Genomic DNA, 25,104 nt, shown 5'->3' on the forward strand with positions numbered 1-25,104 from the left:
AGAAAAATATCGGGAATGACGTTCTCCAGCGCGATTTGAAATCGCATACGTCATGTTGATAATAATTCTCATTATTATTGTTGTGTTGTACAGGTAATGGTAATGTTGCTTCAGTTATCAACCGTTAATCCCATTTCCTGTGCAGAAGACAGCATGAACAACACCACCGCCCTGAATACGTCCAGACGCGTAGCCCGCACCTTCTCCGTCAGCGAGTTTATGGATTTTGGTGAGCGTTACGGGATCGATTACCGTTTTCCCCTGCTGGCGCAAAAGCCGGATTTGTCGTCTTGCAGCCCCGTTCTGCAGGGTGAGGTTGAGGAGATGACGCTCCCCTGCGGGATGTGTGTCACGCACTCTGATGTGCAGGTGCTACAACCCTACGAAACCACCTCCCGCCACAGCAGTCCTCTGTATATGCTGGTGGTTCTGGAAGGCTGCGTCATCCTGACGCTCAACGGGCAGGAGCATGTGGTACGTTCCGGGATGGCGTTTAGCTCACGTCTGAGCGAGCATCAGACGATGCGTGCCCGCCATCATGCTGACTGCAAACTGCGCACGTTATCGCTCGGTCTGTATCCCGACGGCGCGTGGCGCACGGGGTTGCTCGAATCGTTGATGCGTGAGTGGGAAAGATGCGAAACGCCGACGCTTATCTGGCAGGTGCCGGGGTTTTTACTCAGCGGCCTGCAGTATGCGCAGCGGAGCACGATCGGCCATGTTTCTCGCCAACTGATGCTGGAAGGGCTGATATTACAACTGTTCGGCCATGGCCTCAGCGTGTGTCAGGTCGAGAGTGGCAAGCGGCTTGCGGCAAGCGGTGAACAGCAGCGGCTGGAGGTCGTTCGTCGTCTTCTGGAGCAGAGTCCCGAGAATGACTACACCCTCAATGCCCTGGCCCAACGCGCGGCGATGAGCCCCAGCAGCCTGCGCAGCAAGTTCCGTGCGGCCTATGGCTGTTCCGTCTTTGACTACCTGCGTGATTGCCGTCTGGAACGCGCGCGCGGCTATTTACTGGAAGGATACAGCGTACAGCAGGCGGCCTGGATGTCGGGTTATCAACATGCTACCAACTTCTCCACCGCATTTCGGCGTCGTTACGGCTTTTCGCCTGGCGATGTGCTCAAACTTTGCTAATCCATTTTTACGTTTTGCGCACGTGCCTTCCCGACAATTTGGCACTGCGCATAGGCAACCTGGCATCCTGCATAGCTATCTCCGTTAGCAAAAAGGTAATAATTCTCACTTACAATTAGACATGCCTTTGGAGATATTCATGTTCGCGAAGACTCGGTTGGCGCTAGTGGTGGGATGGGTGACCGGTAGCGTGGCTTTTCCTCTGCTGGCGCAGGAAACAACAAAAAACGATACGGTGGTTGTCACCTCGCAAATGCAAAGCGGGGCCACGAAGCTCGCCACACCGGATCTTGAAACGCCTCAGTCGGTATCGATCATTACCCGTGAACAGTTTGAAGAGCAGGGCGCAACCAGCGTGCGCCAGGCCGTGAGCTATACGCCGGGGGTGTACAGCAATCAGATTGGTGCCTCCAACCGCTTTGACTATATTGTGCTACGTGGTTTCTCGGATGGTAGTCTGGACAACGTCTATCTCGATGGCCTGAAGATGATGGGGGACACCAACTCACACAGCTCGCTGGTGGTTGATCCGTGGTTCCTCGAAGATATCGAAGTGGTACGCGGCCCGGCTTCCGTACTGTATGGCCGTTCTTCTCCGGGCGGTATTGTCGCGCTGACATCACGTAAGCCGTCGTTTGATGCCGGCGGAGAAGTGAAACTGTTTGCTGGCAACAATAACCAGCGCGGCGCGGCGTTTGACGTCACCGGGGCGCTGGATGATAACGATCGCGTGGCGGCACGACTGAGTGGAATGACGCGTTACGCGGACTCGCAGTTTGGCCCATTGAAGGAAGAACGTTATGCGCTGATGCCCAGCCTGACCTGGCGCATCACCGACCAGACGCGTCTGGATCTGATGGCTTATCTGCACCGTGACCCGGAAGGCGGAAGCCACTCCGGTCTGCCGTATGACGGCACCGTGGTTCCACATTACGGGCAAAAGATCTCCAACACCTTTTACGAAGGCGAGGATGATTACGACAAATACGATCGCCGTGAAAACATGGTGGGCTACAACGTTGAGCACCTGTTTGATAACGGCTGGTCGGTGCGGCAAAAACTGCGCTACCTGCATACCGACGTTGAGCTGAATCAGGTGTATGCGGCGGGCTGGCTGAATGAAACCGAGCTTAACCGCGGCTACTCCGGCTCCGATGAAAAAATGTCAGCGATTACGCTGGATAACCAACTCGACGGCAGCTTTGATACCTGGCAGGTCAACCACCGTGTGCTGGTGGGGATCGACTATCAGGATCGCAGCAACAATACCACCGGTTACTACGGTGCATTCCCGCCGATTGACGCCTTTAACCCGGTATACGGCGCGCAGCCTGATTACATCAACATGTATGCGCGTGAGAAGCACAAGCTGCGCCAGACAGGCTACTATTTGCAGGATCAGATGTCATGGGATCGCTGGCGTATTACGCTCGGCGGTCGCTACGATCAGGTGAGCGTTTCTAACATTGATAAGATCAACGATACCCGCAGCGATCTGGACAAAAACAACTTCAGCACCCGTGCTGCGCTGCTCTATTTGTTCGATAACGGCTTTGCGCCGTATGTGAGTTATTCCACCGCCTTTACGCCAACCAGCTTTGCCGATGAGAACGGCAATCTGCTGGATCCGATGAAAGGCAAGCAGTGGGAAGCCGGGCTGAAATATGAGCCGGAAGGACTCAACAGTCAGTTCAGCGCGTCGGTATTCCGTATCAATCAGACGAATATCGCCACCAAAGAAGAGCCGACCGATCCGTACCGCTCGATTGGGGAAATTGAGTCTGAAGGGGTAGAGCTGGAGGCCATTAGCCAATTGACGGAGAGCTTCCGTCTGCAGGCGGCGTATACCTATACCGACATTCGCTATAAGAAAAGCAGCCCGGAAGAGCAGGGTAAGCGTGCAGTGTACGCGCCGCGTAACCAGGCCAGTACCTGGCTGAGCTACGATGTGAAAAGCGGTCCGCTGGATGGCCTGACGCTGGGCTCAGGCGTGCGTTATGTCAACGGTATTGCCAGCGATCGCCTGAATACTCACACTCTGCCGTCCTACACGCTGGTGGATATGGCAATTGGCTACGACTTAACGAATATCGGTATTAAAGGGTTGAGCGCTCAGTTGAACGTCAACAACCTGACCGACAAGCGCTACGTTGCGGCTTGTAATTCGCTCTCATACTGCTACTTCGGCGCCGAGCGCAGCATTGTCGGCAGCGTTTCATGGAAGTTCTGAGTATCATTTTTTAGCCGGATGGCGGCGCTGGCGTCTTATCAAGCCTACAGATGCGTGCAAATTGTAGGCCTGATAAGCGCAGCGCCATCAGGCTGAGGGATTGCGGTTATTGTGTAAAACCGTTTTGCATACAAATCTGTGCGCTGGTTCTCAGGGTAAAGGCGACTTTGTCTGGGTACTGGCTGTAATAGTTATGCTCTTCTTCCAACCCTTTCGCCTGCGCCAGACGTACCGTTTCCAGCGAGCAGGTACGGTAGATCAGGTCTTTATTCATATTGGTCTGCTTTTCACGCTGTTTATCTGCGGACAGCGCCAGCCAGCTCTCGGACAGCGAGTAATCGTAGACCACCCGGTTTCCTTTCGCCTGCACATTTTCAATGGTAATGAATTCGTCGATTTTCAGCCTTGGCTGCCCACGCATTTTTTTCTTATCTTCTGCTGCGGCATATTGGGCCAGCGCATTAATATCCATGCCTGCTATTTTCTGTTTATAGATATCGACATAAGCGGCGGGCTGCTGATAACGCTGAGCGTAAGCGTTTCTTAATTCTCCATCGCTTACCGTACAACCCGCCAGAAACAGAGGTAAAAGCAGCGCCAGTTTTATTTTAGTCATGATGTTATCCCGTTCATTATTGTGGTCCCAGTCGCCCATAACATAATAAAAAAATGATTACGGGTGATATTTAAGGTTGTATAAACGGGGGCACGATGACACAAGTGCAATAGTCTTAAAATGGCGTTACAGGCAGGAAACCCTGCCAGAATTGGCAGGGGTTTTGAACATACTGGTAAAGAATTAATGGCCGATCATTTTTGCTTTCGGGATCAACTGGAAATACAGGTGATCCGGCACCGGCGTATCCCAGACGTTGGCATAAACCGCGTAACCAATGGTGGCAAACAGAATCCCCAGCACCAGTATTGTCATGGCAATACCCGACAGTGCCGTTTGTCGCCATAACGCTTTACCGCTGCCTTTTGCACCCGGCGGTGTCTGCAGGGAAAAGCTCAATGTTGAAGCCACCGGGCAGGATTCAACACAGGTCATGCAGCCAGTGCATTCCACAGTACGCACCTGAATCAGTCTGTCGACCGGGATTTTCGATGGGCAATTTTTCGCGCATTTCCCGCAATCAATGCAACTGTCGGCGTTGCGGCGGATTTTAAACGGCGAGAACAGCGAGAACAGACCAAGCAGTGCGCCGTAAGGACACAGATAACGACACCAGGCGTTGCGAATAAACAGGCTCAGGAGGCTGATAACGACCACGGAGATGAGCGTGGCGGAGCCAATATGGCGAAAGAAATCGAGCATCTTCACATCGATGATGATTCCATAGGCTGACGTCAGAAAGTACTGAATCCCCTGGGCGGGCATCGACAGGGCGATATACAAGAAGAAACTCAGCAGCAGATACTTCAGGCTGAGCAGCGGGATATCCAGCCAGCGCGGTAGCGTAAAGTTACGACCGAATAATTTTCTCCCCAGATTACCGAGCAGTTCGGAAAGCGTCCCCACCGGGCATAACCATGAACAGAAGGCTTTTTTTAACAACAGGCTAATCAGGATAAACGCAACTAACAGCAGCATAGAGGCGGCATGGATGGGCGGAAGAAAACCGGTCTCTAGCGTATAGCGGAAATTCATCAAACCCGCTATCGGCAGCCATCCCTCAATACCGCCGGGCCTTGGAATATAAACGCTGGTGCCGGCGGTTTCGAAATAGCGGACCCAATACCAGAACGCCACGCCAATATAAATATTGATAGCCAGCAGGAGAAACTGGGTGGCTTTTCGCCAGCTGCTGGCGTTGCGCCAGTCATTCCACGGCAGTTTACCCCCGGTCGTGCCTGGGCGGCGCTGCCAGCGCGTTCTCATCTTCCCGTTCATGGTTTTATAGTATCCCTCATATTTCCCCTTCTGCATTCAGAAGGCGTCATCACCGGGATATGCTAGCGCTATTCAGATTTGGTGTATTTGATTTGCATCTTATTACGCGGCTGTTATTTTCTTCATGCCAATATGCCTGAAAAATAATAACAGCCCGATATTTATCACAGGTCAGATAAATACCCTGAACGGGGTATTTATTTCTCTGCTGGGCAACGATTATTCCTGATAAACCTCAACGCGGTCGCGGCCATTACTTTTCGCCAGATAAAGTGCGCGATCGGCTTTATCAACCAACTGTTTATAGTCGGGATGATAGTCATATTCGGCAATACCAATACTGACGGTAATAGAAAACGTTTCTGTCGCTGAGGCTGCCATGCGCATCTCGGCAATTTTCATACGCAGCGTTTCCAGAATAATATTGGCCTGTGTTTCATCTGACTCGACGAGCAGAATCATAAATTCTTCGCCACCGTAGCGGAACACGTAATCGCTGCTGCGGATATGATCGTAAATGACCGCCGCGACGTTTTTGAGCGTCAGATCGCCAGTATTATGCCCGAAGTTATCGTTAATTTGCTTGAAGTAGTCGATATCCAGCATCGCCAGGGTAAAAGGCTTACGCGTATGTAACGCCAGCGAGATCTCGCGCCGCATGATGGTCGGAATAAAGCGGCGATTAAGCAACTGGGTCAGCGAATCTTTACCATTTTCCTGCTTAACCAGCGCGTCGAACATTGAGGCGAGCAGGAAATGGATTTTTGCCGATAGCTGGCGTACATCCTGCAATAAGCTCATCCGCTCGGGTTCTGTCGGCTGATGCTGATGCGACAGGGTTGTTGTCAGACGGCTGTCGATCTCTGCAATCAGTGATTCCATCTCATTCAGCAGATTGCTGTTGCCGAGGATATGTTTTCCCTTATGTGATAACCACATACCGAAGTCAGAATTTGCCAGAAACACTATCTCACCGAAAGGCATTCCGGTGGCGATGTTATAGATAAACTGGTTTTCCCAGTCGGTAAACGAACGGATTTGCCGCTCGCGCTCGACGTTAACGTCATCGTAAATAGTCTGTAGACGGTACTGCTCCTGCGTGTGCATAGAGTTTTGAAAACTGGGGGAATAGGAGACCGTCATGGCCTCCAGCGCAGTATCCATTGCCAGACTGCTGAAACAGATAGCATCGCTCAGCAAGGCGGGAGTGGAATCCGCCTTTGTTTTTAACACCCTGTACAGCTCATCTTTCAGCTTGCGCGCGCCGCGGTTTACCAGATCGATGGGCAGGCCGATACGGGCATGCACCACACCAATTTTGCGCTGTTTGGCCAGCAGTTGTGAGAGATCTTCGTGGGCGCTGCCAAGTACGCTGCGCAGCCAGTCAAACATGCTGCCGCTGAGGCGGGTACTGACCTGTTCTGTATTGAGGAACAATGCGCTCTCCGCATGGGAGAGCATATAGTCATAAAAAACGGTTACTAAATGGCGGATCTCTTCATCGCTTAACGATGTCAGGAGCGTGTGAACTTCAGGCGATGTTTGACGTAACAGCGCCTGCCATTCTGTAAGGAGTAATGTGTCGTTTACGGGTTCAACCTGTTCCATCTTACTGCCACTCAACGTGCGATTAAAAATTCAGGCGGTATTACGGACAATTACCTCACGATGGTCAAGTTAAACTCTCTTATCGATGGCTAATACCTTCATAAATAAGCCTGAGCGCGAAGACACCAATAATGGCGCCAATCACCCGGCTGGCAACCCGTTGGATTCGGCCATACGCACGGCGCACGGCGGGCAACGAAAACGCCTGGCTGAGAAAAATACGCCAGATAACGGAAGACAACACAATGCCGGCCCAGGCCATCAACCTGGCCCACGTTGGCGTGTCTGCGCTTAAGGTGACCGAGAAGATACTAATAAAAAACAGCACGGTTTGCGGATTAGATAAATCCGTTAATAACCCACGGCGGAAAAACACATACCAGGGGGCGGAAAGCGGCTGCTGTAGCGTTGGCATTTGCGGTGTAGCCTGATGCCGGATGCTGTTCCAGGCGAACCACAGCAGATAGGCGCCGCCGACAATCTTAATCAACGAAAAAATCTCTTCACACTGAGTGATAAGCGTCGCCATGCCAAAGAGCCCGAGGCCGGAGTAGAACGCATCGCCTAAGGCGACGCCCAGACCGGTTATCACGCCCGCGCGTCGCCCTGACGCCAGGCTGGTTTGCACCACCACAAACAGGTTCGCGCCGGGGTTAAAAAAAGTTAAAACAAACAGGCTGACGGTGAGTACGACGGCGTGCAGAGGTTCCATAGACAACAATTCCTCAGATTCTCATAAAGTTAACACTATAATTTCAGTGCGCTGCCTGTTCTGAGGATCAACTCACACTGGCTATTGAAACTTTGAACAGGTTGACGCGCTGCTACCCGGTGACCGGTTTTTTCTGCGCCGCAAAATCTCTATATATTCCTGCTGAATGTGGATTTTTTATCCAGGCTGGACTAGTTATTAATCATCCTTGAATCGCGTTATGTAATGTTCAGGGATCGATGATGGCGTAATAACAAAACCTGGAGCTGGTCTATGAAAACTGGAATTAAAGTACTTATTGGTGCATTAGCTTTTGTCGTGACCAACGCATATGCCGCGGAATTTATGACAAAACTTGAATTTGAAAAGGTTGAGTCGCAGTACACAAAAATCGGTGATATCTCAACGAGTAATGAAGTTTCTGTCTCAGACGCTAAAGAAGAGCTGCTGAAGAAAGCAGAAGAGAAAGGGGCCGATGTGGTGGTATTAACCTCCGGTCAAACGGATAATAAAATCCATGGCACAGCCAATATCTACAAGAAAAAATAATACGCTACTGTAAAAATCAAGATACCCGCCGGTCATTGTATCGGCGGGTTTTCTTTTAATCTGCGCCAGAAGGTGGTTCGGCTTACCCCGAGATATCGTGCAGCCGCGGTTTTATCGCCATTGAATTGCGCCAGCACCTGCTGTGGCGTCAGCGATGAGGATACCTGCGGCGCGTCAACAGCAACGGCCAGTTCCGGTAACAGCTGCTGCAGGAATTGTACGTTCAGCTCCGGCTGCGGCTCGACGCTTAAAAACAGCGCCAGGCGCTCCATCATATTACGCAGTTCACGGATATTCCCAGGCCAGCCATAATTCAGTAACGTCGGTTGACTCAGACCCAGCCCTTTGCGCACAGGTTCAGAAAACGGCACCTCCAGTTCCGCCAGCGACTGTTTTAAAAAGCCTTCCGCCAGCGGCAGGATATCGGGCAATCGCTCGCGTAGCGGCGGTAGCGTGAGGCGCAAAATACTCAGGCGATAAAACAGATCGGTGCGAAATTCTCCCTGTTTTATCTCCTGCTCCAGATGACAGTGGGTGGCGCTAATCACCCGTACATCGACTGGAATTGGCTGATGTCCTCCGACCCGGGTGACCTCTTTTTCTTCCAGCACGCGCAGCAGTCGGGTTTGTAACGGCAGCGGCATTTCACCTATCTCATCAAGAAACAGCGTTCCGCCGTGGGCGATTTCAAACAGGCCCGCGCGTCCTCCCCGACGGGAGCCAGTAAAGGCACCATCCTCATAGCCGAACAGCTCCGCCTCCAGTAATGATTCGGTGATTGCCCCGCAGTTGACGGCAACAAACGGCGGCGAAGGTTTACCGCGCCGATTCTCCTGACGGGTGAAAAACTCACGATGAATTGCCTGCGCCGCCAGCTCTTTGCCCGTGCCTGTTTCGCCCTGAATCAGCACCGGCGCACGCGAACGGGCATAAAGCATAATGGTGTGCCGCACCTGTTCCATCTGTGCCGAGTGACCGCGCATATCCCCCAGCGCATAGCGGGTGCGCAGCGTATCGCCGGAAACGTACGGATCGTTTCTGCGCAGCGTCAGACGAGTCATATCGAGCGCATCGACAAAGGCCTGGCGCACGGTGGCCGCCGAATAGATAAAGATGCCGGTCATGCCTGCTTCTTCAGCCAGGTCGGTAATCAACCCCGCGCCGACGACCGCCTGCGTGCCGCTGGCCTTCAGCTCGTTGATTTGTCCACGGGCATCTTCTTCCGTGATATAGCTGCGCTGTTCAAGCTGCAAATTGAAGGTTTTTTGAAAAGCGAGCAGCGCGGGGAGGGTTTCCTGATAGGTAATGACACCAATCGACGAGGTGAGCTTTCCCGCTTTGGCCAGCGCCTGTAGCACGTCAAACCCGCTGGGTTTAATCAGGATCACCGGAATCGATAAACGGCTTTTCAGATACGCCCCGTTGGAACCCGCGGCAATGATGGCATCACAACGCTCGGTGGCTAACTTCTTGCGGATATACGTCACCGCTTTTTCAAAACCAAGCTGAATAGGGGTGATAGTTGCCAGGTGGTCGAACTCCAGGCTGATGTCGCGAAACAGTTCGAACAGGCGCGTGACCGAAACGGTCCAGATAACCGGTTTGTCGTCATTCACCCGCGGCGGAAGATGCGTATCAGCCATAACCATCCTAAAAAGTAAGGCACCGAGTATTAGGGTTTAGTTGTGTTTCATGAATGTTGCAATGAAACGTGAAGGAACGTTTCATGAAACGATAGCTGACACGCTTTTGTGCAACAAAGATACAAAGATTTAATTTAATATATTGTTTTTAAAGGTAAATATATAAATTAATTAAAAATTAAGGTCTTTGGCATACCCCTTGCTTTAAATAAATCAACGAATGATAACAAGTTGATAACAAAGGACGGGATATGTCTCTACACTCCCCAGGGCAGGCGTTTCGCGCCGCGCTCAGCAAAGAAAACCCATTACAAATCGTTGGCACCATCAACGCCAACCACGCTCTGCTGGCCCAACGCGCCGGATATCAGGCGATTTATCTCTCCGGCGGCGGCGTCGCGGCTGGGTCTCTGGGTCTGCCGGATCTTGGTATTTCTACCCTTGATGATGTGCTAACCGATATTCGCCGCATTACTGATGTTTGCCCTCTGCCATTGCTGGTGGATGCGGATATCGGTTTTGGATCGTCAGCTTTCAACGTGGCGCGGACCGTGAAGTCAATTTCCAAAGCCGGTGCCGCCGCGCTGCATATTGAAGATCAGATCGGCGCCAAACGCTGCGGTCATCGCCCGAACAAGGCGATCGTCTCGAAAGAAGAGATGGTCGACAGGATCCGCGCTGCCGTCGATGCGCGTACCGATCCCAACTTTGTGATCATGGCGCGGACCGATGCATTGGCGGTGGAAGGGTTAGAGGCCGCCATCGATCGTGCCCAGGCGTACGTCGAAGCAGGCGCGGATATGTTGTTCCCGGAAGCCATTACCGAGCTTGCCATGTACCGTCAGTTTGCCGATGCGGTACAGGTGCCGATCCTCGCCAACATTACCGAATTTGGCGCTACGCCACTGTTCACCACCGATGAACTGCGCAGCGCGAATGTCGCGATGGCGCTGTATCCACTGTCGGCCTTCCGCGCCATGAACCGCGCTGCGGAAAAGGTTTACAACGTGCTGCGCCAGGAAGGAACGCAAAAGAGCGTTATCGACATTATGCAGACGCGCAACGAGCTGTACGAAAGCATCAATTACTACCAGTTCGAAGAGAAACTCGACGCGTTGTATACCAAGAAGTAACCGTCGTAGGCCGGATAAGGCGTAGCCGCCATCCGGCAATAAATTTGTACCCTACATATTATAAAAATGACGAGGACAACATGAGCGACACAACGATCCTGCAAAATAGTACCCATGTCATTAAACCTAAAAAATCGGTTGCGCTGTCAGGCGTTGCCGCCGGAAATACCGCGCTGTGTACCGTTGGCAAAAGTGGTAACGACCTGCACTATCGCGGCTACGATATTCTCGACCTGGCGCAGCAGTGCGAATTTGAAGAAGTCGCGCACCTGCTGATCCACGGGAAATTGCCCACCCGTGATGAGCTCACCGCCTATAAAATCAAATTAAAAGCGCTGCGCGGACTGCCCGCAAACGTGCGTACCGTTCTGGAAGCGCTGCCTGCTGCCTCGCACCCGATGGACGTGATGCGCACCGGCGTCTCCGCGCTGGGCTGTACGTTGCCGGAAAAAGAAGGGCACACCGTCTCCGGTGCACGCGATATTGCCGACAAGCTGCTGGCATCGCTCAGTTCTATTCTCCTGTACTGGTATCACTACAGCCATAACGGCGAGCGTATTCAGCCTGAAACTGACGATGATTCCATTGGCGGCCACTTCCTGCATCTGCTGCATGGCGAAAAGCCGTCGCGAAGCTGGGAAAAAGCGATGCATATTTCGCTGGTGCTGTACGCCGAACACGAATTCAACGCCTCCACCTTCACCAGCCGCGTGATTGCAGGGACCGGATCCGATATGTATTCCGCGATTATCGGCGCGATTGGCGCATTGCGTGGTCCGAAACACGGCGGGGCGAATGAAGTATCGCTGGAGATCCAACAGCGCTACGAAACGCCAGACGAAGCGGAAGCGGATATCCGTAAACGCGTTGAAAACAAAGAAGTGGTGATTGGCTTTGGTCATCCGGTTTACACCATCGCCGACCCGCGTCATCAGGTGATAAAGCGCGTGGCGAAACAGCTTTCTCAGGAAGGCGGTTCGCTGAAAATGTACAACATCGCCGACCGTCTGGAAGACGTGATGTGGGAAACGAAAAAGATGTTCCCCAACCTCGACTGGTTCTCGGCAGTCTCCTACAACATGATGGGCGTCCCGACTGAAATGTTCACACCGCTGTTTGTCATCGCCCGCGTCACCGGCTGGGCGGCGCACATCATTGAACAGCGCCAGGACAACAAAATTATCCGTCCTTCCGCCAATTACACCGGCCCGGAAGATCGTGTCTTTGTCGCGATAGATCAGCGTTGCTAATGCAAAACCTCTAAATATAAAAAACAGGAACCCTTTTTATGTCTGCACATATTTCGAACGTCCGCCCGGAATTTGACCGTGAAATCGTTGATATCGTTGATTACGTCATGAATTACGAGATCACTTCGACGGTAGCGTATGACACCGCGCATTATTGCCTGCTTGATACCTTAGGCTGCGGCCTGGAAGCGCTGGAATATCCGGCTTGTAAAAAACTGCTGGGGCCGGTAGTCCCAGGGACTGTGGTGCCGAACGGCGTGCGCGTTCCGGGCACCCAGTTCCAGCTCGATCCGGTGCAGGCGGCGTTTAACATCGGCGCGATGATCCGCTGGCTGGACTTTAACGACACCTGGCTGGCCGCGGAATGGGGTCATCCTTCCGATAACCTCGGCGGCATTCTGGCCACGGCTGACTGGCTATCACGCAATGCGGTCGCGGCGGGGAAAGCGCCGTTAACCATGAAAAAAGTGCTCACCGGAATGATTAAAGCCCATGAAATTCAGGGCTGCATCGCGCTGGAAAACTCTTTTAACCGCGTCGGTCTCGATCACGTCCTGCTGGTCAAAGTGGCCTCCACGGCGGTGGTCGCCGAGATGCTTGGCCTGAACCGGGATGAAATCCTCAACGCCGTGTCGCTGGCGTGGGTTGACGGGCAGTCGCTGCGTACCTATCGCCATGCGCCAAATACCGGCACGCGTAAATCCTGGGCAGCTGGCGATGCAACTTCGCGCGCGGTACGTCTGGCACTGATGGCGAAAACCGGTGAGATGGGGTATCCGTCTGCGCTGACGGCGAAAACTTGGGGCTTTTATGACGTCTCTTTCAAAGGCGAATCGTTCCGCTTCCAGCGCCCGTACGGCTCTTATGTGATGGAAAACGTGCTGTTTAAAATCTCCTTCCCGGCCGAGTTCCACTCGCAGACTGCGGTAGAGGCGGCGATGACGTTGTACGAGCAGCTACAGGCTGCAGGGAAAACGGCGGCGGATATCGAAAAAGTGACCATTCGTACGCACGAAGCCTGTATCCGCATCATCGATAAAAAAGGCCCGCTGAATAACCCGGCGGATCGCGATCACTGCATCCAGTATATGGTCGCCATTCCGCTGCTGTTCGGGCGCTTAACCGCGGCAGATTATGAAGACGGCGTGGCGCAGGACAAACGCATTGATACCCTGCGCGAGAAGATCAACTGCTTTGAAGATCCGGCCTTTACAGCCGATTACCACGATCCTGAAAAACGCGCCATCGCGAATGCCATCACCCTGGAATTCACCGACGGCTCACGTTTTGAAGAAGTGGTGGTGGAGTACCCAATCGGCCACGCGCGCCGTCGTAACGACGGGATGCCGAAGCTGGTCGAGAAGTTCAAAATCAACCTGGCGCGTCAGTTCCCGACCCGTCAGCAGCAGCGCATTCTGGATGTCTCCCTGGACAGAACTCGCCTGGAGCAGATGCCGGTCAATGAGTATATGGATTTGTTTGTTATCTGAAACCCGACTCATCAGGCGTAAGTTCAACAGGAGAGCATTATGTCTTATAGCGAGTTTTATCAACGTTCTATTACGCAGCCGGAGTCGTTCTGGGCCGAGCAGGCCCAGCGTATTGACTGGCTGCAGCCGTATACGCAGATACTGGACCACAGCAATCCGCCGTTTGCCCGCTGGTTTTGCGGCGGGACGACCAATCTGTGCCATAACGCCATCGACCGCTGGCTGGAGAAACAGCCCGAGGCGCTGGCGCTGATTGCTGTGTCATCAGAAACCGAAGAAGAACGCACGTTTACCTTTCGTCAGCTGTATGACGAAGTGAATGTTGTGGCAGCGATGCTGTTGTCGCTCGGCGTACAGCGCGGGGATCGGGTACTGGTTTATATGCCGATGATCGCCGAAGCGCACATTACGCTGCTGGCCTGCGCACGCATTGGGGCGATCCATTCAGTGGTGTTCGGTGGTTTTGCTTCGCACAGCGTGGCGGCGCGCATCGATGACGCCCGACCGGTGGTTATCGTTTCGGCGGATGCCGGGGCGCGCGGCGGCAAGATCCTGCCCTATAAAAAGCTACTCGATGATGCGATCGATCAGGCTCAGCATCAGCCGCGTCATGTGGTGCTGGTCGACCGCGGTCTGGCGAAAATGGCGCGGGTGGATGGGCGTGACCTCGACTTTGCCGCGCTACGCCAACAGCATCTCGGCGCACGGGTGCCGGTTGTCTGGCTGGAATCGAATGAAACGTCCTGCATTCTCTACACCTCCGGGACAACCGGTAAACCGAAAGGCGTCCAGCGAGACGTTGGTGGTTACGCGGTCGCGCTGGCGACCTCGATGGACACCATTTTCGGCGGCAAAGCGGGCGGCGTGTTCTTCTGCGCGTCGGATATCGGCTGGGTGGTTGGGCATTCCTATATCGTGTATGCCCCGCTGCTGGCGGGGATGGCGACGGTGGTTTACGAAGGGCTGCCAACGTATCCGGACTGCGGCGTATGGTGGAAAATTGTTGAGAAGTATCAGGTCAGCCGGATGTTCTCGGCCCCGACCGCCATCCGCGTGCTGAAAAAATTCCCAACCGCGCAAATCCGCAATCACGATCTCTCCTCGCTGGAGGTGCTGTATCTGGCGGGTGAGCCGCTGGACGAACCGACCGCCAGTTGGGTAACGGAAACGCTGGGCGTACCGGTTATCGACAACTATTGGCAGACTGAATCCGGCTGGCCGATTATGGCTATCGCCCGCGGGCTGGACGACCGACCGTCGCGGCTGGGCAGCCCTGGCGTGCCGATGTACGGCTATAACGTGCAGTTGCTCAATGAGGTGACCGGTGAACCTTGTGCGGCGAACGAGAAGGGGATGCTGGTGATTGAAGGGCCGCTGCCGCCGGGCTGTATTCAGACTATCTGGGGGGATGACGCGCGGTTTGTGAATACCTATTGGTCACTGTTTTCCCGCCAGGTGTACGCCACCTTTGACTGGGGCATTCGCGATGCCGATGGCTATTACTTCATTCTGGGCCGTACGGATGACGTGATCAACGTGGCCGGACACCGGCTGGGGACGCGCGAGATAGAGGAGAGTATTTCCAGCTATCCAAACGTCGCCGAAGTGGCGGTAGTTGGCGTGAAGGATGCGCTGAAAGGGCAGGTGGCGGTCGCGTTTGTTATTCCAAAACAGAGCGACAGTCTGGAAGACAGCGACATTGCCCATTCGGAAGAGAAGGCGATTATGGCGCTGGTGGATAGTCAAATTGGTAATTTTGGTCGTCCGGCGCACGTCTGGTTTGTGTCGCAACTGCCGAAAACACGCTCCGGCAAAATGCTCAGACGGACGATTCAGGCGATCTGCGAAGGCCGCGATCCTGGCGATCTGACGACCATTGACGATCCCGCATCGTTGCAGCAAATCCGTCAGGCGATCGAGGAGTAACGTCGTGTGATGCCCGGTGGCGCAATGCTTACCGGGCCTACGTTCTAATCAACTTTCTTATACGGCCCGTGATAGTAATCAAATGGCGCATAAACCGTATCGGCCACGAACGATAACGGCACATCAACAAATAACAGCGCTAAATCGAAATAGTTATAATCGTAAGCGCCCGGGTTTTTTAGTTTATCAATATCATGGCGCATACCCACGTAATACGTATCTGAATCCTCGCCTGCCGTGCGCGCATCAATGCTGCCACATCCTGTAAGTAATACGCTGATAAAGAGCGTTGTTACCGCAACCGTCTTTTTGCTCATGCTATGACCTGGCTTCTCGCCCCGTTTTACCATAACGATAAAAAAGCGGCGTGTTGTCTTCGGAACTTAAACCACCAGGTCAGGACTCATCGTGTGAGGATGGCACATCGAAGGCCGGATAAACCACGTGAGTGGTGTATCCGGCAAAGAGGCTTTTACAGCGTGACGCTTTCGCGACGACGCAGCAGAGAAAACGGCCCCGGTCCACTTAGGGTAAATATGGAAATCAACGTGAAGCTTAGCGCAATTATCCCCAGCACCAGATACGCCCCCTGGAAACCAATACTCTCATACATTTTTCCGGCCAGAACTGACATGAAAATCATTGCTAACTGTTTGAAGAAACAGAAGCACACCAGGTAAATTGTGGCCGAGAAGCGCACTTCAAACTGACTGGTGATGTATTTGAAGCAACCGACGATCAGGAACGGTATTTCAAACATATGCAGCGTTTTGAGAATGACGACCTCCAGCGCAGAGGTGGCGAAGGAGGAGCCGATGATCCGCACCGACATTATCGCACCGGCCAGCAGTAGGGCGTTCTTTCCGCCAATGCGGTTCACAATCAGCGGCGCAAAGAACATGATAGAGGCATTAAGTAATTCCCCCATGGTCGTGACGTAGCCAAACACACGGGTACCCTGTTCGCCGGTGGCAAAGAACGAGGTAAAGAAGTTGGCGAACTGCTGGTCAAACACTTCATACGTACAGGAAACGCCGACCACGTACAGGGAGAGGAACCAGAGTTTCGGTTGTTTAAATAACTCCAGCGCCAGCTTCAGACTGAATGCTGAGTTGTTGGCGCCTACCGCATCCGCAACTTTTGCAGAAGAGGGGACATCTGTTTTTGAAAAGAGCAGCAGCAATGCCAGAATGACCGCACAGCCGGAACCTAACCAGAAGACAAACTGGTTATTGATGGTGAACATAATCCCGGCAATTGAGGCGCACAGCGCCCAGCCCACGCAGCCAAACATGCGCGCGCGACCAAATTCAAAATTGCTTCGGCGGCTGGCTTTTTCAATATAGGCTTCAATCGCCGGGGCGCCGGCATTGTAGATAAAGCCAAGGTAAATCCCGCCGACAATCGAACCCAGTAAAATATTAGCCTGTAATAACGGGCCAAAGACGTAAATAAAGAATGGGGCAAACATTACCAGCATTCCGGTAATTACCCACAGCAGGTGTTTACGCAGGCCAAGCTTATCGGAAAGCAGTCCGAAAACAGGCTGGAATAATAATGAAAATAGTGAAATACAGGCGAAAATGATCCCGGTGTCACCTTTACTGATATGGTTTACATCGTGTAACCAGATAGGGAAGAAGGGGAAATAGGCACCCATAATGAAAAAGTAAAAGAAAAAGAAGAAGCCGAACATCCAAAAGTTAGTGTTTTTCAAATAATACATAATGGACTTCCTTACGATGAATGCGGGCAGGGGGGAACCTGCCCGATTATTATTATTTTTGACCCCAGACCAGCTGGTAGTGGTAGCGTCCGGCACTCAGCAGGAACTCTGGTGAAACGGAAGGACTCCAGGAGTCGTCACCGCCCACGCCCATATGGAAGCCATCAATATTGACCCAGGTACCTGCCTCCGGTTGCAGCAGATGGCGGTGGCTGGTTTCCATCAGTTGCTTCTGGCTAAAGCGGCTGATGTTGAACAGGAAGTTCCCTCGCCATTGATGTTCGCCGTAGCGTAGCTCACGCGTGTTGCAGCGCAGACCGTTTTCGCCAGGGAAAACATACGGGGTGTACATCTCATCAAGCGACAAATCCCAACGATCAAAACAGGCGGCGCTCAGGCGATCCGGGTAGTTCTCATGTGGGCCGAGACCTAACCAGTTCACCCGCTCAGCGATCTGCGCCAGTTGGCAGCTCAGGCCGATGCGGGCCGGATGTGGCGTGCCGCTGGCGACGTCGACATCCACCGTTATCTGCATCTCACCATTGCCGTCAATGCGATAGCTTTTTCGGCTGACGAACAGCGTTTCGCCCTGATACTGCCACGCATGTTCGGTGGCGATCAGTACCGCATGGCTTAGCGTGTCGGCAGCACAGTGCAGTAACGTTGCTTCGACCAGATAATGACCGGCGGCTTTCCAGCGTTCGACCCAGGCGTTAGGGTCGATGCGGGTTGACTCGCTCACGCCGATGTCGTTGTCCAGCGGCGCGCGGGTGAACTGGTCAGTAAGCGGGGTTAACAGCTGAGCTGCGTCGCCAATCCAGTACTGTGTCAGCAGGCCAGACTGACGGTCGAATTGCCAGCGCTTGTCGTTGATCTCAACAGTAAAGGTGTTTTCGCTCACGTTCAGCTGTGGTGCGGTACGGGCAGTTGGCCGTGGCGCCAGGCTGAGTTTCTCTTCCAGCTTCCATTGCTGCCAGGCGCTAATGTGCCCGGCGTCTGACCATGCGGTGGCCTGAGGTTGCTCTACGCGTACCGTTAGCCATAACTGGCCGGCGGTTTCCGGCATCGGGACATCTGGCAGGGTAATCACCTGGCGACTCTGTGGGGCGATATCCAACACGATTTCTCCGGCGGCCAGCGGGTTGCCATCCTGGGCAATCGACCAGTGCAGAACCTCGTTATCGCTGTGGCGGAACAGATATTCGCTGGTTACTTCAATCTGGCGTTTGGGTCCCGGCAGCAGCGTAAACTGGAAAAACTGCTGCACATGTTTGGCCTCGTATAATGCCGGATGCGGGGTGCGATCGGCGAACACCAGGCCGTTCATGCAAAACTGACGATCGTTAGGCGTGTCGCCAAAATCACCACCGTAGGCAGACCATGCCTTGCCGTTCTCATCATATTTAATCAGCGACTGATCTACCCAGTCCCAGACAAACCCGCCCTGTAGGCGCGGAAATTGACGGAACGCTTGCCAGTATTTGGCGAAACCGCCAAAACTGTTGCCCATGGCGTGGGCGTATTCGCAGAGGATCAGCGGACGCTGCTCGCCGGGCATCGACAGCCACTTTTTAATCGACCATTTGGGTACCGCGGGGAAGGGCTGATCCTGATCGACGCGGGCGTACATCGGGCAAATAATGTCGGTCGCCGTGGTATTTGCGCCGCCGCCTTCATACTGTACCGGGCGGGACGGATCTTCTGATTTTATCCAGCGGTAGAGCGCGTCATGGTTGGCGCCATGCCCGGATTCATTGCCCAGTGACCAGATGATGATGCTCGGGTGGTTGCGATCGCGTTGCACCATGCGCGTGACGCGCTGGCTCATGGCTGGCAGCCACGCGGGATCGTCGGTGAGGCGATTCATCGGCACCATGCCATGGGTTTCAATGTTGGCTTCGTCGACCACATACAGGCCGTAGCGATCGCACAGGGTGTACCACAATGGATGGTTCGGGTAATGGGAGCAGCGCACGGCGTTAAAGTTATTCTGCTTCATCAGCAGAATATCCTGCACCATCGTCGCCTCGTCCATCACCTGACCGTTGACCGGATGGTGCTCATGACGGTTGGTGCCGCGAATCAACAGCGGCTTACCGTTGAGTAACAGCAGGCCGTTTTCAATACGAACCTGACGAAAGCCGACATCACAGGCTTCCGCTTCAATCAGCACTCCGTCAGCGGTACGTAACTGGACCACAGCGCGGTACAGATTAGGCGTTTCGGCACTCCACAGCGCCGGGTTTTCGACGTTCAGACGCAGGGTAACCCGATCATGATAAGCGCCGCGTTCATCAATAATTTCGCTGCCGAGCGGGGAAGTCGTTTCGTGAGTGAGCGTTTCACCGTCCCACAATTGCAGAGTGACGCGTAAATCTTCGCACTCGTTGCCCGCCACACTGATTTCTGTTTCCAGCGTGGCGCGGCTGAAATCGTCGTTAAAACGGGTGTTAATGCGCAGGTCGCGGATTTGCGTAGCGGGCTTATGCAGCAAAGATACATCGCGAAAGATCCCGCTCATGCGCCACATGTCCTGGTCTTCCAGATAACTGCCGTCGCTCCAGCGCAGCACCATCACAGCCAGGCGGTTTTCGCCGTGCAGCAGATAATCGCTAAGATCGAATTCAGACGGCAGGCGGCTGTCCTGACCGTAGCCAACCCAGCGACCATTGCACCACAAATGAAACGCGGAATTCACCCCGTCAAAAATAATGCGCGTCTGACCTTCATCTAACCACGCGTCTTCGATATTAAATGTGAGCGAGTAACATCCTGTCGGATTCTGCGCTGGAACGTACGGGGGGTTAACCGGGATCGGGTAGGTGACGTTGGTATAAATTGGCGCGTCGTAACCGTCCATCTGCCAGTTAGAGGGGACGTTGATAGTATCAGCCTGTGGCAGATCGCTCGTCAGCCAGCTTTCCGGCACGGCCTCAGGCGCGGAAAACCAGGCGAACTGCCACTTGCCATTTAGCGAGCGTAACTGAGTTGATCGCTGATTGATGCGCGCATCATCCGCTGAGCGCCAGCTACAAAACGGCGGGTGCGCCTCCAGGCGGTTGAGCTGCGTGACGCCGGGATTTTCCCAGTCACGGCGGGCCAGTACAGCGGAGAGTGAATCTGTGTTCAGGTCATAACGGTATCCTGTTTGAATTTGTTATTCGCTCACAATTTCAATCAAAATACGAATAAGCGATCCCAACTGTAAAGGATGGGGCGCTCAATGAGTGAACTGACTCACACAATTGTTATGCGTTCACAATTTAGGTGTGAGCTGCGAAACTTGCCGCGCTAGCTGGATCAGTGAGTCGGCCAGCACCTGGGGTGAGGGGGTTTGCGTATCGGGAGGCAGAACCGTATTGCGCTTAACCAGGGTTACGGGCAGCAGTTGGTTGCCCACGCTTGAGGTCCCGCGGGGAAGTTGCAGCAGTCTGTCGACGCTGGTTTCACCCAGTAACGGAAAATCCTGCCTGATGGTGGTCAGTGGTGGGATGTAGCAGGCGCTGTCTTCGGTGTCATCGTAGCCGATCACCGAGATATCAACCGCCACCCGCAGACCGAACTCACTGATTGCCCGCATCGCGCCCAGCGCCATTTGATCGTTAGCGACCAGCATGGCGGTGGGGAGATTACCATTATTAAGCATATGCAGCGTTTGCTGAAAACCTGACATCGCGCTCCAGTCGCCTTCCAGCTCCGCGGTGGGTTGCAGCTGGTAGTGTGCCAGATATTTATGCCACCCCGCATGGCGAAGCCTTGCCGAAACCGAAGTGTGTGGCCCGCTCAGCAGGGCGATACGCTGATGCCCATGCTGCACCAGATGTTCAACGCCGAGACGTGCGCCGTCGTCATGGGAGAAAATCACGCTGTTAATTGGCGTCTGATCTGAGACATCGAGAAACAGCACCGGCACCGTACCGCAGGCGGCAGCCACGGCAATGGCGTCTTCTTCATCCAGCGGGTAGTTGATGATAAGCCCGGTTACGCGTTGAGAAAGCAGGTTGTGGACTGCGGCTTTACATGCCTCAACGCCGCTACGTTCGACCATGGCGATCACCACGCTGGCCCCGGACTGGTCGGCGCGGGATTTTATGGCGGCAACGATTTGCGAGGGGGCGTGCAGGGCAAGGTTCGCCGTCACGACGCCAATCAGCGGCGTCTGTTTGCCCGCCAGCTGCTGTGCGACACGGTTGGGGATGTAATTGAGCTCCGCCATCGCGGCCTCAACTTTCTGTCGGGTTTTTGCGGAAACGTGGCTGGCCTGATTCACGACGCGCGAGACGGTCTGGTAAGAGACTCCTGCATGGTCTGCCACATCGTATAGCGTTACCGGTTTCACGTTTATCACCCCTGTCATGACGTTATCTGCGCGCTATGATGCCACAGCGGGACGGTTTTGGGGTATTTGCGCATTGGTTCTGCGAGGCGCATTCCAGGGTTGCGGATCGTGTGCTGGAGGATTTATCGTCGTGATGCTTAACAGCATAAAAAAGTGAGGACATCGTGAGCGACTCTGCGGCAAACAACATTCTGTCCATCTACCAACGTCATGCGGAGGCCTTTGCCAGCCAGCGTTCACGCGCACTGTTCGAGAAAAGCTGGCTGGATAAGTTCATCACCGTGATGGGCGGACAGGGCAGCATTGTGGATATTGGCTGCGGCAACGGTCAGCCGATTGCTGGTTATTTTATTCAGCAAGGCTTTCAGCTTACGGGAATTGATGGTTCTGCGGCGATGCTGGCGCGGGCCCGGCACACTTTTCCCGCACAGCGCTGGCTGGAGCAGGATATGCGCGAGCTGGGACTTAACGAGACTTTCGATGGTCTGATCGCCTGGGACAGCTTTTTCCATTTAACTCAGCAGGATCAGCAAAAGATGTTCCCGATTTTTGACCGACTCAGCCGTCCCGGCAGCGCGCTGATGTTTACCAGCGGGACGGAAAACGGTATCGCGATGGGGCAATTTGAGGGCGAACCGCTGTTTCACGCCAGCCTCGCGCCGGATGAATACCGCGCATTGCTGTCAGCGCACGGTTTTGTGGTGGTAGAGATGGTGATGGAAGATCCGCACTGCGCCGGGCATACCATCTGGCTGGCGCAAAAACGTGGCTAAATTCTAAACGTTAAGCGTTCCCTTCTCCTGATATTATTCTGCAGTGGCTGTTTTAACATTCCGGAACTTCAGTTCAAGGATTTTATTTATTGTTTGATCCAGTTCTGAACCTTTTATTGGAGAGCATATTTCAGCATACTCTTTTACGTATTTTTGGCATGTGTTGACGACTTCTGGTTGTGGGAGGAAATATGCGGCGACTGAGACAGGGGAAAAAATTGCTGAATAGAAAGTAATGTAGAGTCCCTTCGACAAATATTCAACATCCTTGATACGCTCGGTTCCACAAGCAGAGGGGATTCTTTTTATAACAGTGTCGTACCTGTCACGAAAGTGCTCGTTAATGGTAGGGCAGGTTTCAGGGGATGAGCTGTTAAATACCGCTAGATCTATTTGCTCAGAGTAATCCTTCCCATCTGTTTTGGTGAGAACTATTAAAACAAAAGGCATAATTGTTAAAATAAGGGAGGTGGTTGCTAAAAAATACTGATATGGGCTGTATTCGTCGGAACGAAATTTACACAGGGTATAAATCGACAAGAATAAACCCAGGGTTGCAATAAAACCATTGAGCATTGCCAGAATAAGGAAGAAAAGAACGATCGCGGAAGGTTTAATTATGCTGGTATTCATTTCTAATTATTCCATGTTTTTTAATGCTATTACTTTACGACAATTAAGTTAAGCGATAATAGTACAATTTCCAGGTATTGCGGATTCCGCTTATTTAGTGCCGGGGAGGTGTGTCTGTTAGCACGATGCGAGTGGCGTCATCGTAGCGTATTGTCCAGAGCGTTAATGTGGGTAAATGGGCGATTTGCGATGGGATTAGGTCAACAGAGTAAGAATAATTTAACTTAAGAGCATAAGAAATCCTAAAATGCAATTGGAATGAAGTGAAATAGCACTTAATGTCTTTACTTTTGTTTACATTTTGTGCTTTTTTACAAGGATCGGCTGTGCTTTACAGTCAAGTTCGCTTTCGTACTTTTATGGGGGGTGGGGTGAAGTTCAGGGATGAAAGAAAGTTGGCAATATTAATTGGGATGTTAATTTTGCCGTTCACAACTGTTTCTGCGGCGCCACTCTCTCCTGCGGATCGGAATACCATTCAGCAGCAACAGCAGCAGCGACTTAATGAAAACCAGCGCCAGCGTGAAGAGCTGGAGCGTAGCGTTACGCTACCCGAAATCGTAACGCCGAAAACGCCAGCCCAGACTGAAGGGCCGTGTTTTATGATTTCGCGTATTGATATTGACGGCGCAACGAAGTTGTCCGCCGCTGCCTCGGCAAAGCTTACCGCGCCATGGGTGAATCAATGCCTGAATATTCCCCGCCTTACGGAACTGACAAATGCAATTTCCGACTGGTATATCAGTCGAGGCTACATCACCAGTCGTGCCTTTTTAACCGAACAGGATCTCTCATCCGGGGTGCTGCACATTGCGGTGCTTGAGGGTAAATTGCAGCAAATACGTCTGGAAGGCGTCCCATCGCGCACTCTGCTGATGACCTTTCCCGGAATGGAAGGAAAAATTCTCAATCTGCGTGACATTGAACAGGGGATGGAGCAGTTGAACCGGGTTCGCCAGACGCCGGTGGAAATTGAAATTTTGCCGGGCAGTCAGCAGGGGTTCTCAATAGTTAACCTCACCGCCACGCCTGAATTTCCACTCAATGGCTCAGTTAGTTTTGATAACAGTGGACAAAAGAGCACCGGAACCGGACAGCTCAGTGGTGCGCTATTTTTCAATAACATGCTCGGCCTGGCGGATAAATGGTTTATTAGCGGCGGACGCAGTAGCGATTTTTCCAGCAGCAAAGATGCGCAGAACTTTGCGGCCGGCGTGAGTATTCCTTACGGCTACGGACTGCTTGATTACAACTACAGCTGGAGTAACTACCTCAGCACGATTGATAACAATGGTTATCTCTGGCGTTCCACCGGAGATAGCGAAACCCATCGTCTGAACGGATCCTGGGTTTTGTTTCGCAATGGTGATGTCAAAACCGCTGCATCGCTGGGTTTGACGCATCGAATTAACCGTAACAAATTGAATGATATCCTGCTGGAAACCAGTAGTCGCAAGCTTTCCAGCGTTTCGCTGGGCATCAACCATACGCAAAAAATTGCTTCCGGCGTTGCGACGTTTAACCCTTCATTCACCCAGGGCGTGCCATGGTTTGGCGCAGAGGATGACAACGATAAACAGGGTGATGTGCCAAGGGCGGAGTTTCGCAAATGGAGCGTCAGCGGTAGTTTCCAGCGCCCGTTGGCAGAGAAACTGTGGTGGCTAAGCAGCGTGTATTTTCAATGGTCTCCAGACCGACTCTATGGAAGTGAACGCCTGACGCTGGGCGGAGAAACCTCCGTTCGCGGTTTTAAAGAACAGTACATTTCTGGAGATAACGGCGGCTACTGGCGCAATGAAGTGAATTATTCGCTATTTACGCTGCCGGTGCTGGGACAGATTGGCGCGATAGCGGCATTCGACGGCGGCTGGCTGAAACAGGATAACGTTGATAGCTATGCCTCCGGCACGTTGTGGGGGGCTGCACTGGGATTAACCAGTTCAGGGCGCTGGTTTTCCAGTCAGTTTACCGTAGGAACGCCAGTTAACTATCCGGACTGGCTGGCGCCGGATCATCTCAATGTGTATTACCGCGTTGCGGTGGCATTTTAAGGAATAAGGG

The 25,104-nt window shown here is 53.1% G+C and carries 19 protein-coding genes; 9 read left to right on the plus strand and 10 right to left on the minus strand.

Annotated features, from left to right (window positions below; genetic code table 11):
• Nucleotides 1-153 precede the first annotated feature (153 nt).
• Nucleotides 154-1,137 (plus strand): helix-turn-helix transcriptional regulator, encoded by a 984-nt coding sequence (locus B9P82_RS15370; protein WP_032931274.1) that lies wholly within the window; start codon nt 154-156, stop codon nt 1,135-1,137.
• A gap of 121 nt (nt 1,138-1,258) precedes the next feature.
• A complete protein-coding gene (gene foxA, locus B9P82_RS15375; RefSeq protein WP_087121825.1) occupies nt 1,259-3,367 on the plus strand; it encodes a ferrioxamine B receptor FoxA in 2,109 nt (702 codons plus the stop codon).
• A gap of 106 nt (nt 3,368-3,473) precedes the next feature.
• Here foxA and B9P82_RS15380 read toward each other — a convergent pair whose 3' ends face one another.
• The 4 genes from B9P82_RS15380 to B9P82_RS15395 all read right to left on the minus strand — a co-directional run bounded on the left by B9P82_RS15380 (nt 3,474) and on the right by B9P82_RS15395 (nt 7,581).
• The gene (locus B9P82_RS15380; RefSeq protein ID WP_223307927.1) at nt 3,474-3,983 is read right to left on the minus strand and encodes a hypothetical protein; all 510 of its coding nucleotides are present in this window, start codon (nt 3,981-3,983) and stop codon (nt 3,474-3,476) included.
• A 183-nt stretch (nt 3,984-4,166) separates the two neighbouring features.
• On the minus strand, nt 4,167-5,261 hold the full coding sequence (locus tag B9P82_RS15385) for a 4Fe-4S binding protein (RefSeq protein ID WP_101700636.1): 1,095 nt from the start codon (nt 5,259-5,261) through the stop codon (nt 4,167-4,169).
• 219 nt (nt 5,262-5,480) lie between these two features.
• The gene (locus tag B9P82_RS15390; RefSeq protein ID WP_101700581.1) at nt 5,481-6,869 is read right to left on the minus strand and encodes a diguanylate cyclase; all 1,389 of its coding nucleotides are present in this window, start codon (nt 6,867-6,869) and stop codon (nt 5,481-5,483) included.
• A gap of 79 nt (nt 6,870-6,948) precedes the next feature.
• A complete protein-coding gene (locus B9P82_RS15395) occupies nt 6,949-7,581 on the minus strand; it encodes a LysE family transporter (protein WP_016151943.1) in 633 nt (210 codons plus the stop codon).
• 273 nt (nt 7,582-7,854) lie between these two features.
• On the opposite strand from B9P82_RS15395, the gene yahO reads away from it, so the two are divergent.
• On the plus strand, nt 7,855-8,130 hold the full coding sequence (yahO, locus tag B9P82_RS15400; protein ID WP_016151944.1) for a DUF1471 family periplasmic protein YahO: 276 nt from the start codon (nt 7,855-7,857) through the stop codon (nt 8,128-8,130).
• 32 nt (nt 8,131-8,162) lie between these two features.
• On the opposite strand, the gene prpR is transcribed toward yahO, so the two are convergent.
• Nucleotides 8,163-9,773, minus strand: coding sequence for a propionate catabolism operon regulatory protein PrpR (gene prpR, locus B9P82_RS15405; protein ID WP_101700582.1), 1,611 nt, complete (start codon nt 9,771-9,773; stop codon nt 8,163-8,165).
• Nucleotides 9,774-10,024: 251 nt separating this feature from the next.
• Between prpR and prpB the strand changes: the two genes are divergently transcribed.
• The 4 genes from prpB to prpE all read left to right on the plus strand — a co-directional run bounded on the left by prpB (nt 10,025) and on the right by prpE (nt 15,572).
• Nucleotides 10,025-10,906 carry a methylisocitrate lyase gene (prpB, locus tag B9P82_RS15410; protein ID WP_016151946.1) on the plus strand — a complete coding sequence of 294 codons (882 nt, stop codon included), beginning with the start codon at nt 10,025-10,027 and terminating at the stop codon, nt 10,904-10,906.
• 80 nt (nt 10,907-10,986) lie between these two features.
• Complete coding sequence (gene prpC / locus B9P82_RS15415) at nt 10,987-12,156, plus strand: bifunctional 2-methylcitrate synthase/citrate synthase (RefSeq protein ID WP_047497899.1); 1,170 nt, start codon at nt 10,987-10,989, stop codon at nt 12,154-12,156.
• Between the two features lie 38 nt (nt 12,157-12,194).
• The gene (locus B9P82_RS15420; RefSeq protein WP_101700583.1) at nt 12,195-13,646 is read left to right on the plus strand and encodes a bifunctional 2-methylcitrate dehydratase/aconitate hydratase; all 1,452 of its coding nucleotides are present in this window, start codon (nt 12,195-12,197) and stop codon (nt 13,644-13,646) included.
• Nucleotides 13,647-13,685: 39 nt separating this feature from the next.
• Nucleotides 13,686-15,572: a propionate--CoA ligase gene (gene prpE / locus B9P82_RS15425; RefSeq protein WP_101700584.1), complete on the plus strand. Its 1,887-nt coding sequence runs from the start codon at nt 13,686-13,688 to the stop codon at nt 15,570-15,572.
• Between the two features lie 44 nt (nt 15,573-15,616).
• Here the strand turns inward: prpE and B9P82_RS15430 are convergent, their stop codons facing one another.
• From B9P82_RS15430 to B9P82_RS15445, 4 genes are all read right to left on the minus strand, one after another.
• Complete coding sequence (locus B9P82_RS15430) at nt 15,617-15,889, minus strand: YceK/YidQ family lipoprotein (protein ID WP_016151950.1); 273 nt, start codon at nt 15,887-15,889, stop codon at nt 15,617-15,619.
• Nucleotides 15,890-16,044: 155 nt separating this feature from the next.
• The gene (locus B9P82_RS15435) at nt 16,045-17,298 is read right to left on the minus strand and encodes an MFS transporter (RefSeq protein WP_101700585.1); all 1,254 of its coding nucleotides are present in this window, start codon (nt 17,296-17,298) and stop codon (nt 16,045-16,047) included.
• A gap of 52 nt (nt 17,299-17,350) precedes the next feature.
• The gene (locus B9P82_RS15440) at nt 17,351-20,452 is read right to left on the minus strand and encodes a beta-galactosidase (RefSeq protein WP_101700586.1); all 3,102 of its coding nucleotides are present in this window, start codon (nt 20,450-20,452) and stop codon (nt 17,351-17,353) included.
• 102 nt (nt 20,453-20,554) lie between these two features.
• Nucleotides 20,555-21,637, minus strand: a complete 1,083-nt coding sequence (locus B9P82_RS15445; protein WP_101700587.1) for a LacI family DNA-binding transcriptional regulator — start codon at nt 21,635-21,637, stop codon at nt 20,555-20,557.
• 164 nt (nt 21,638-21,801) lie between these two features.
• Here B9P82_RS15445 and B9P82_RS15450 point away from each other — a divergent pair, with 164 nt between their 5' ends.
• Complete coding sequence (locus B9P82_RS15450; protein ID WP_101700588.1) at nt 21,802-22,410, plus strand: class I SAM-dependent DNA methyltransferase; 609 nt, start codon at nt 21,802-21,804, stop codon at nt 22,408-22,410.
• A gap of 33 nt (nt 22,411-22,443) precedes the next feature.
• Here the strand turns inward: B9P82_RS15450 and B9P82_RS15455 are convergent, their stop codons facing one another.
• A complete protein-coding gene (locus B9P82_RS15455; protein WP_101700589.1) occupies nt 22,444-23,043 on the minus strand; it encodes a hypothetical protein in 600 nt (199 codons plus the stop codon).
• A gap of 413 nt (nt 23,044-23,456) precedes the next feature.
• Here B9P82_RS15455 and B9P82_RS15460 point away from each other — a divergent pair, with 413 nt between their 5' ends.
• Complete coding sequence (locus B9P82_RS15460) at nt 23,457-25,094, plus strand: ShlB/FhaC/HecB family hemolysin secretion/activation protein (protein ID WP_196406172.1); 1,638 nt, start codon at nt 23,457-23,459, stop codon at nt 25,092-25,094.
• Nucleotides 25,095-25,104 lie beyond the last annotated feature (10 nt).

This window comes from Citrobacter sp. L55 (assembly GCF_002850715.1).
GTDB lineage: Bacteria > Pseudomonadota > Gammaproteobacteria > Enterobacterales > Enterobacteriaceae > Citrobacter > Citrobacter braakii.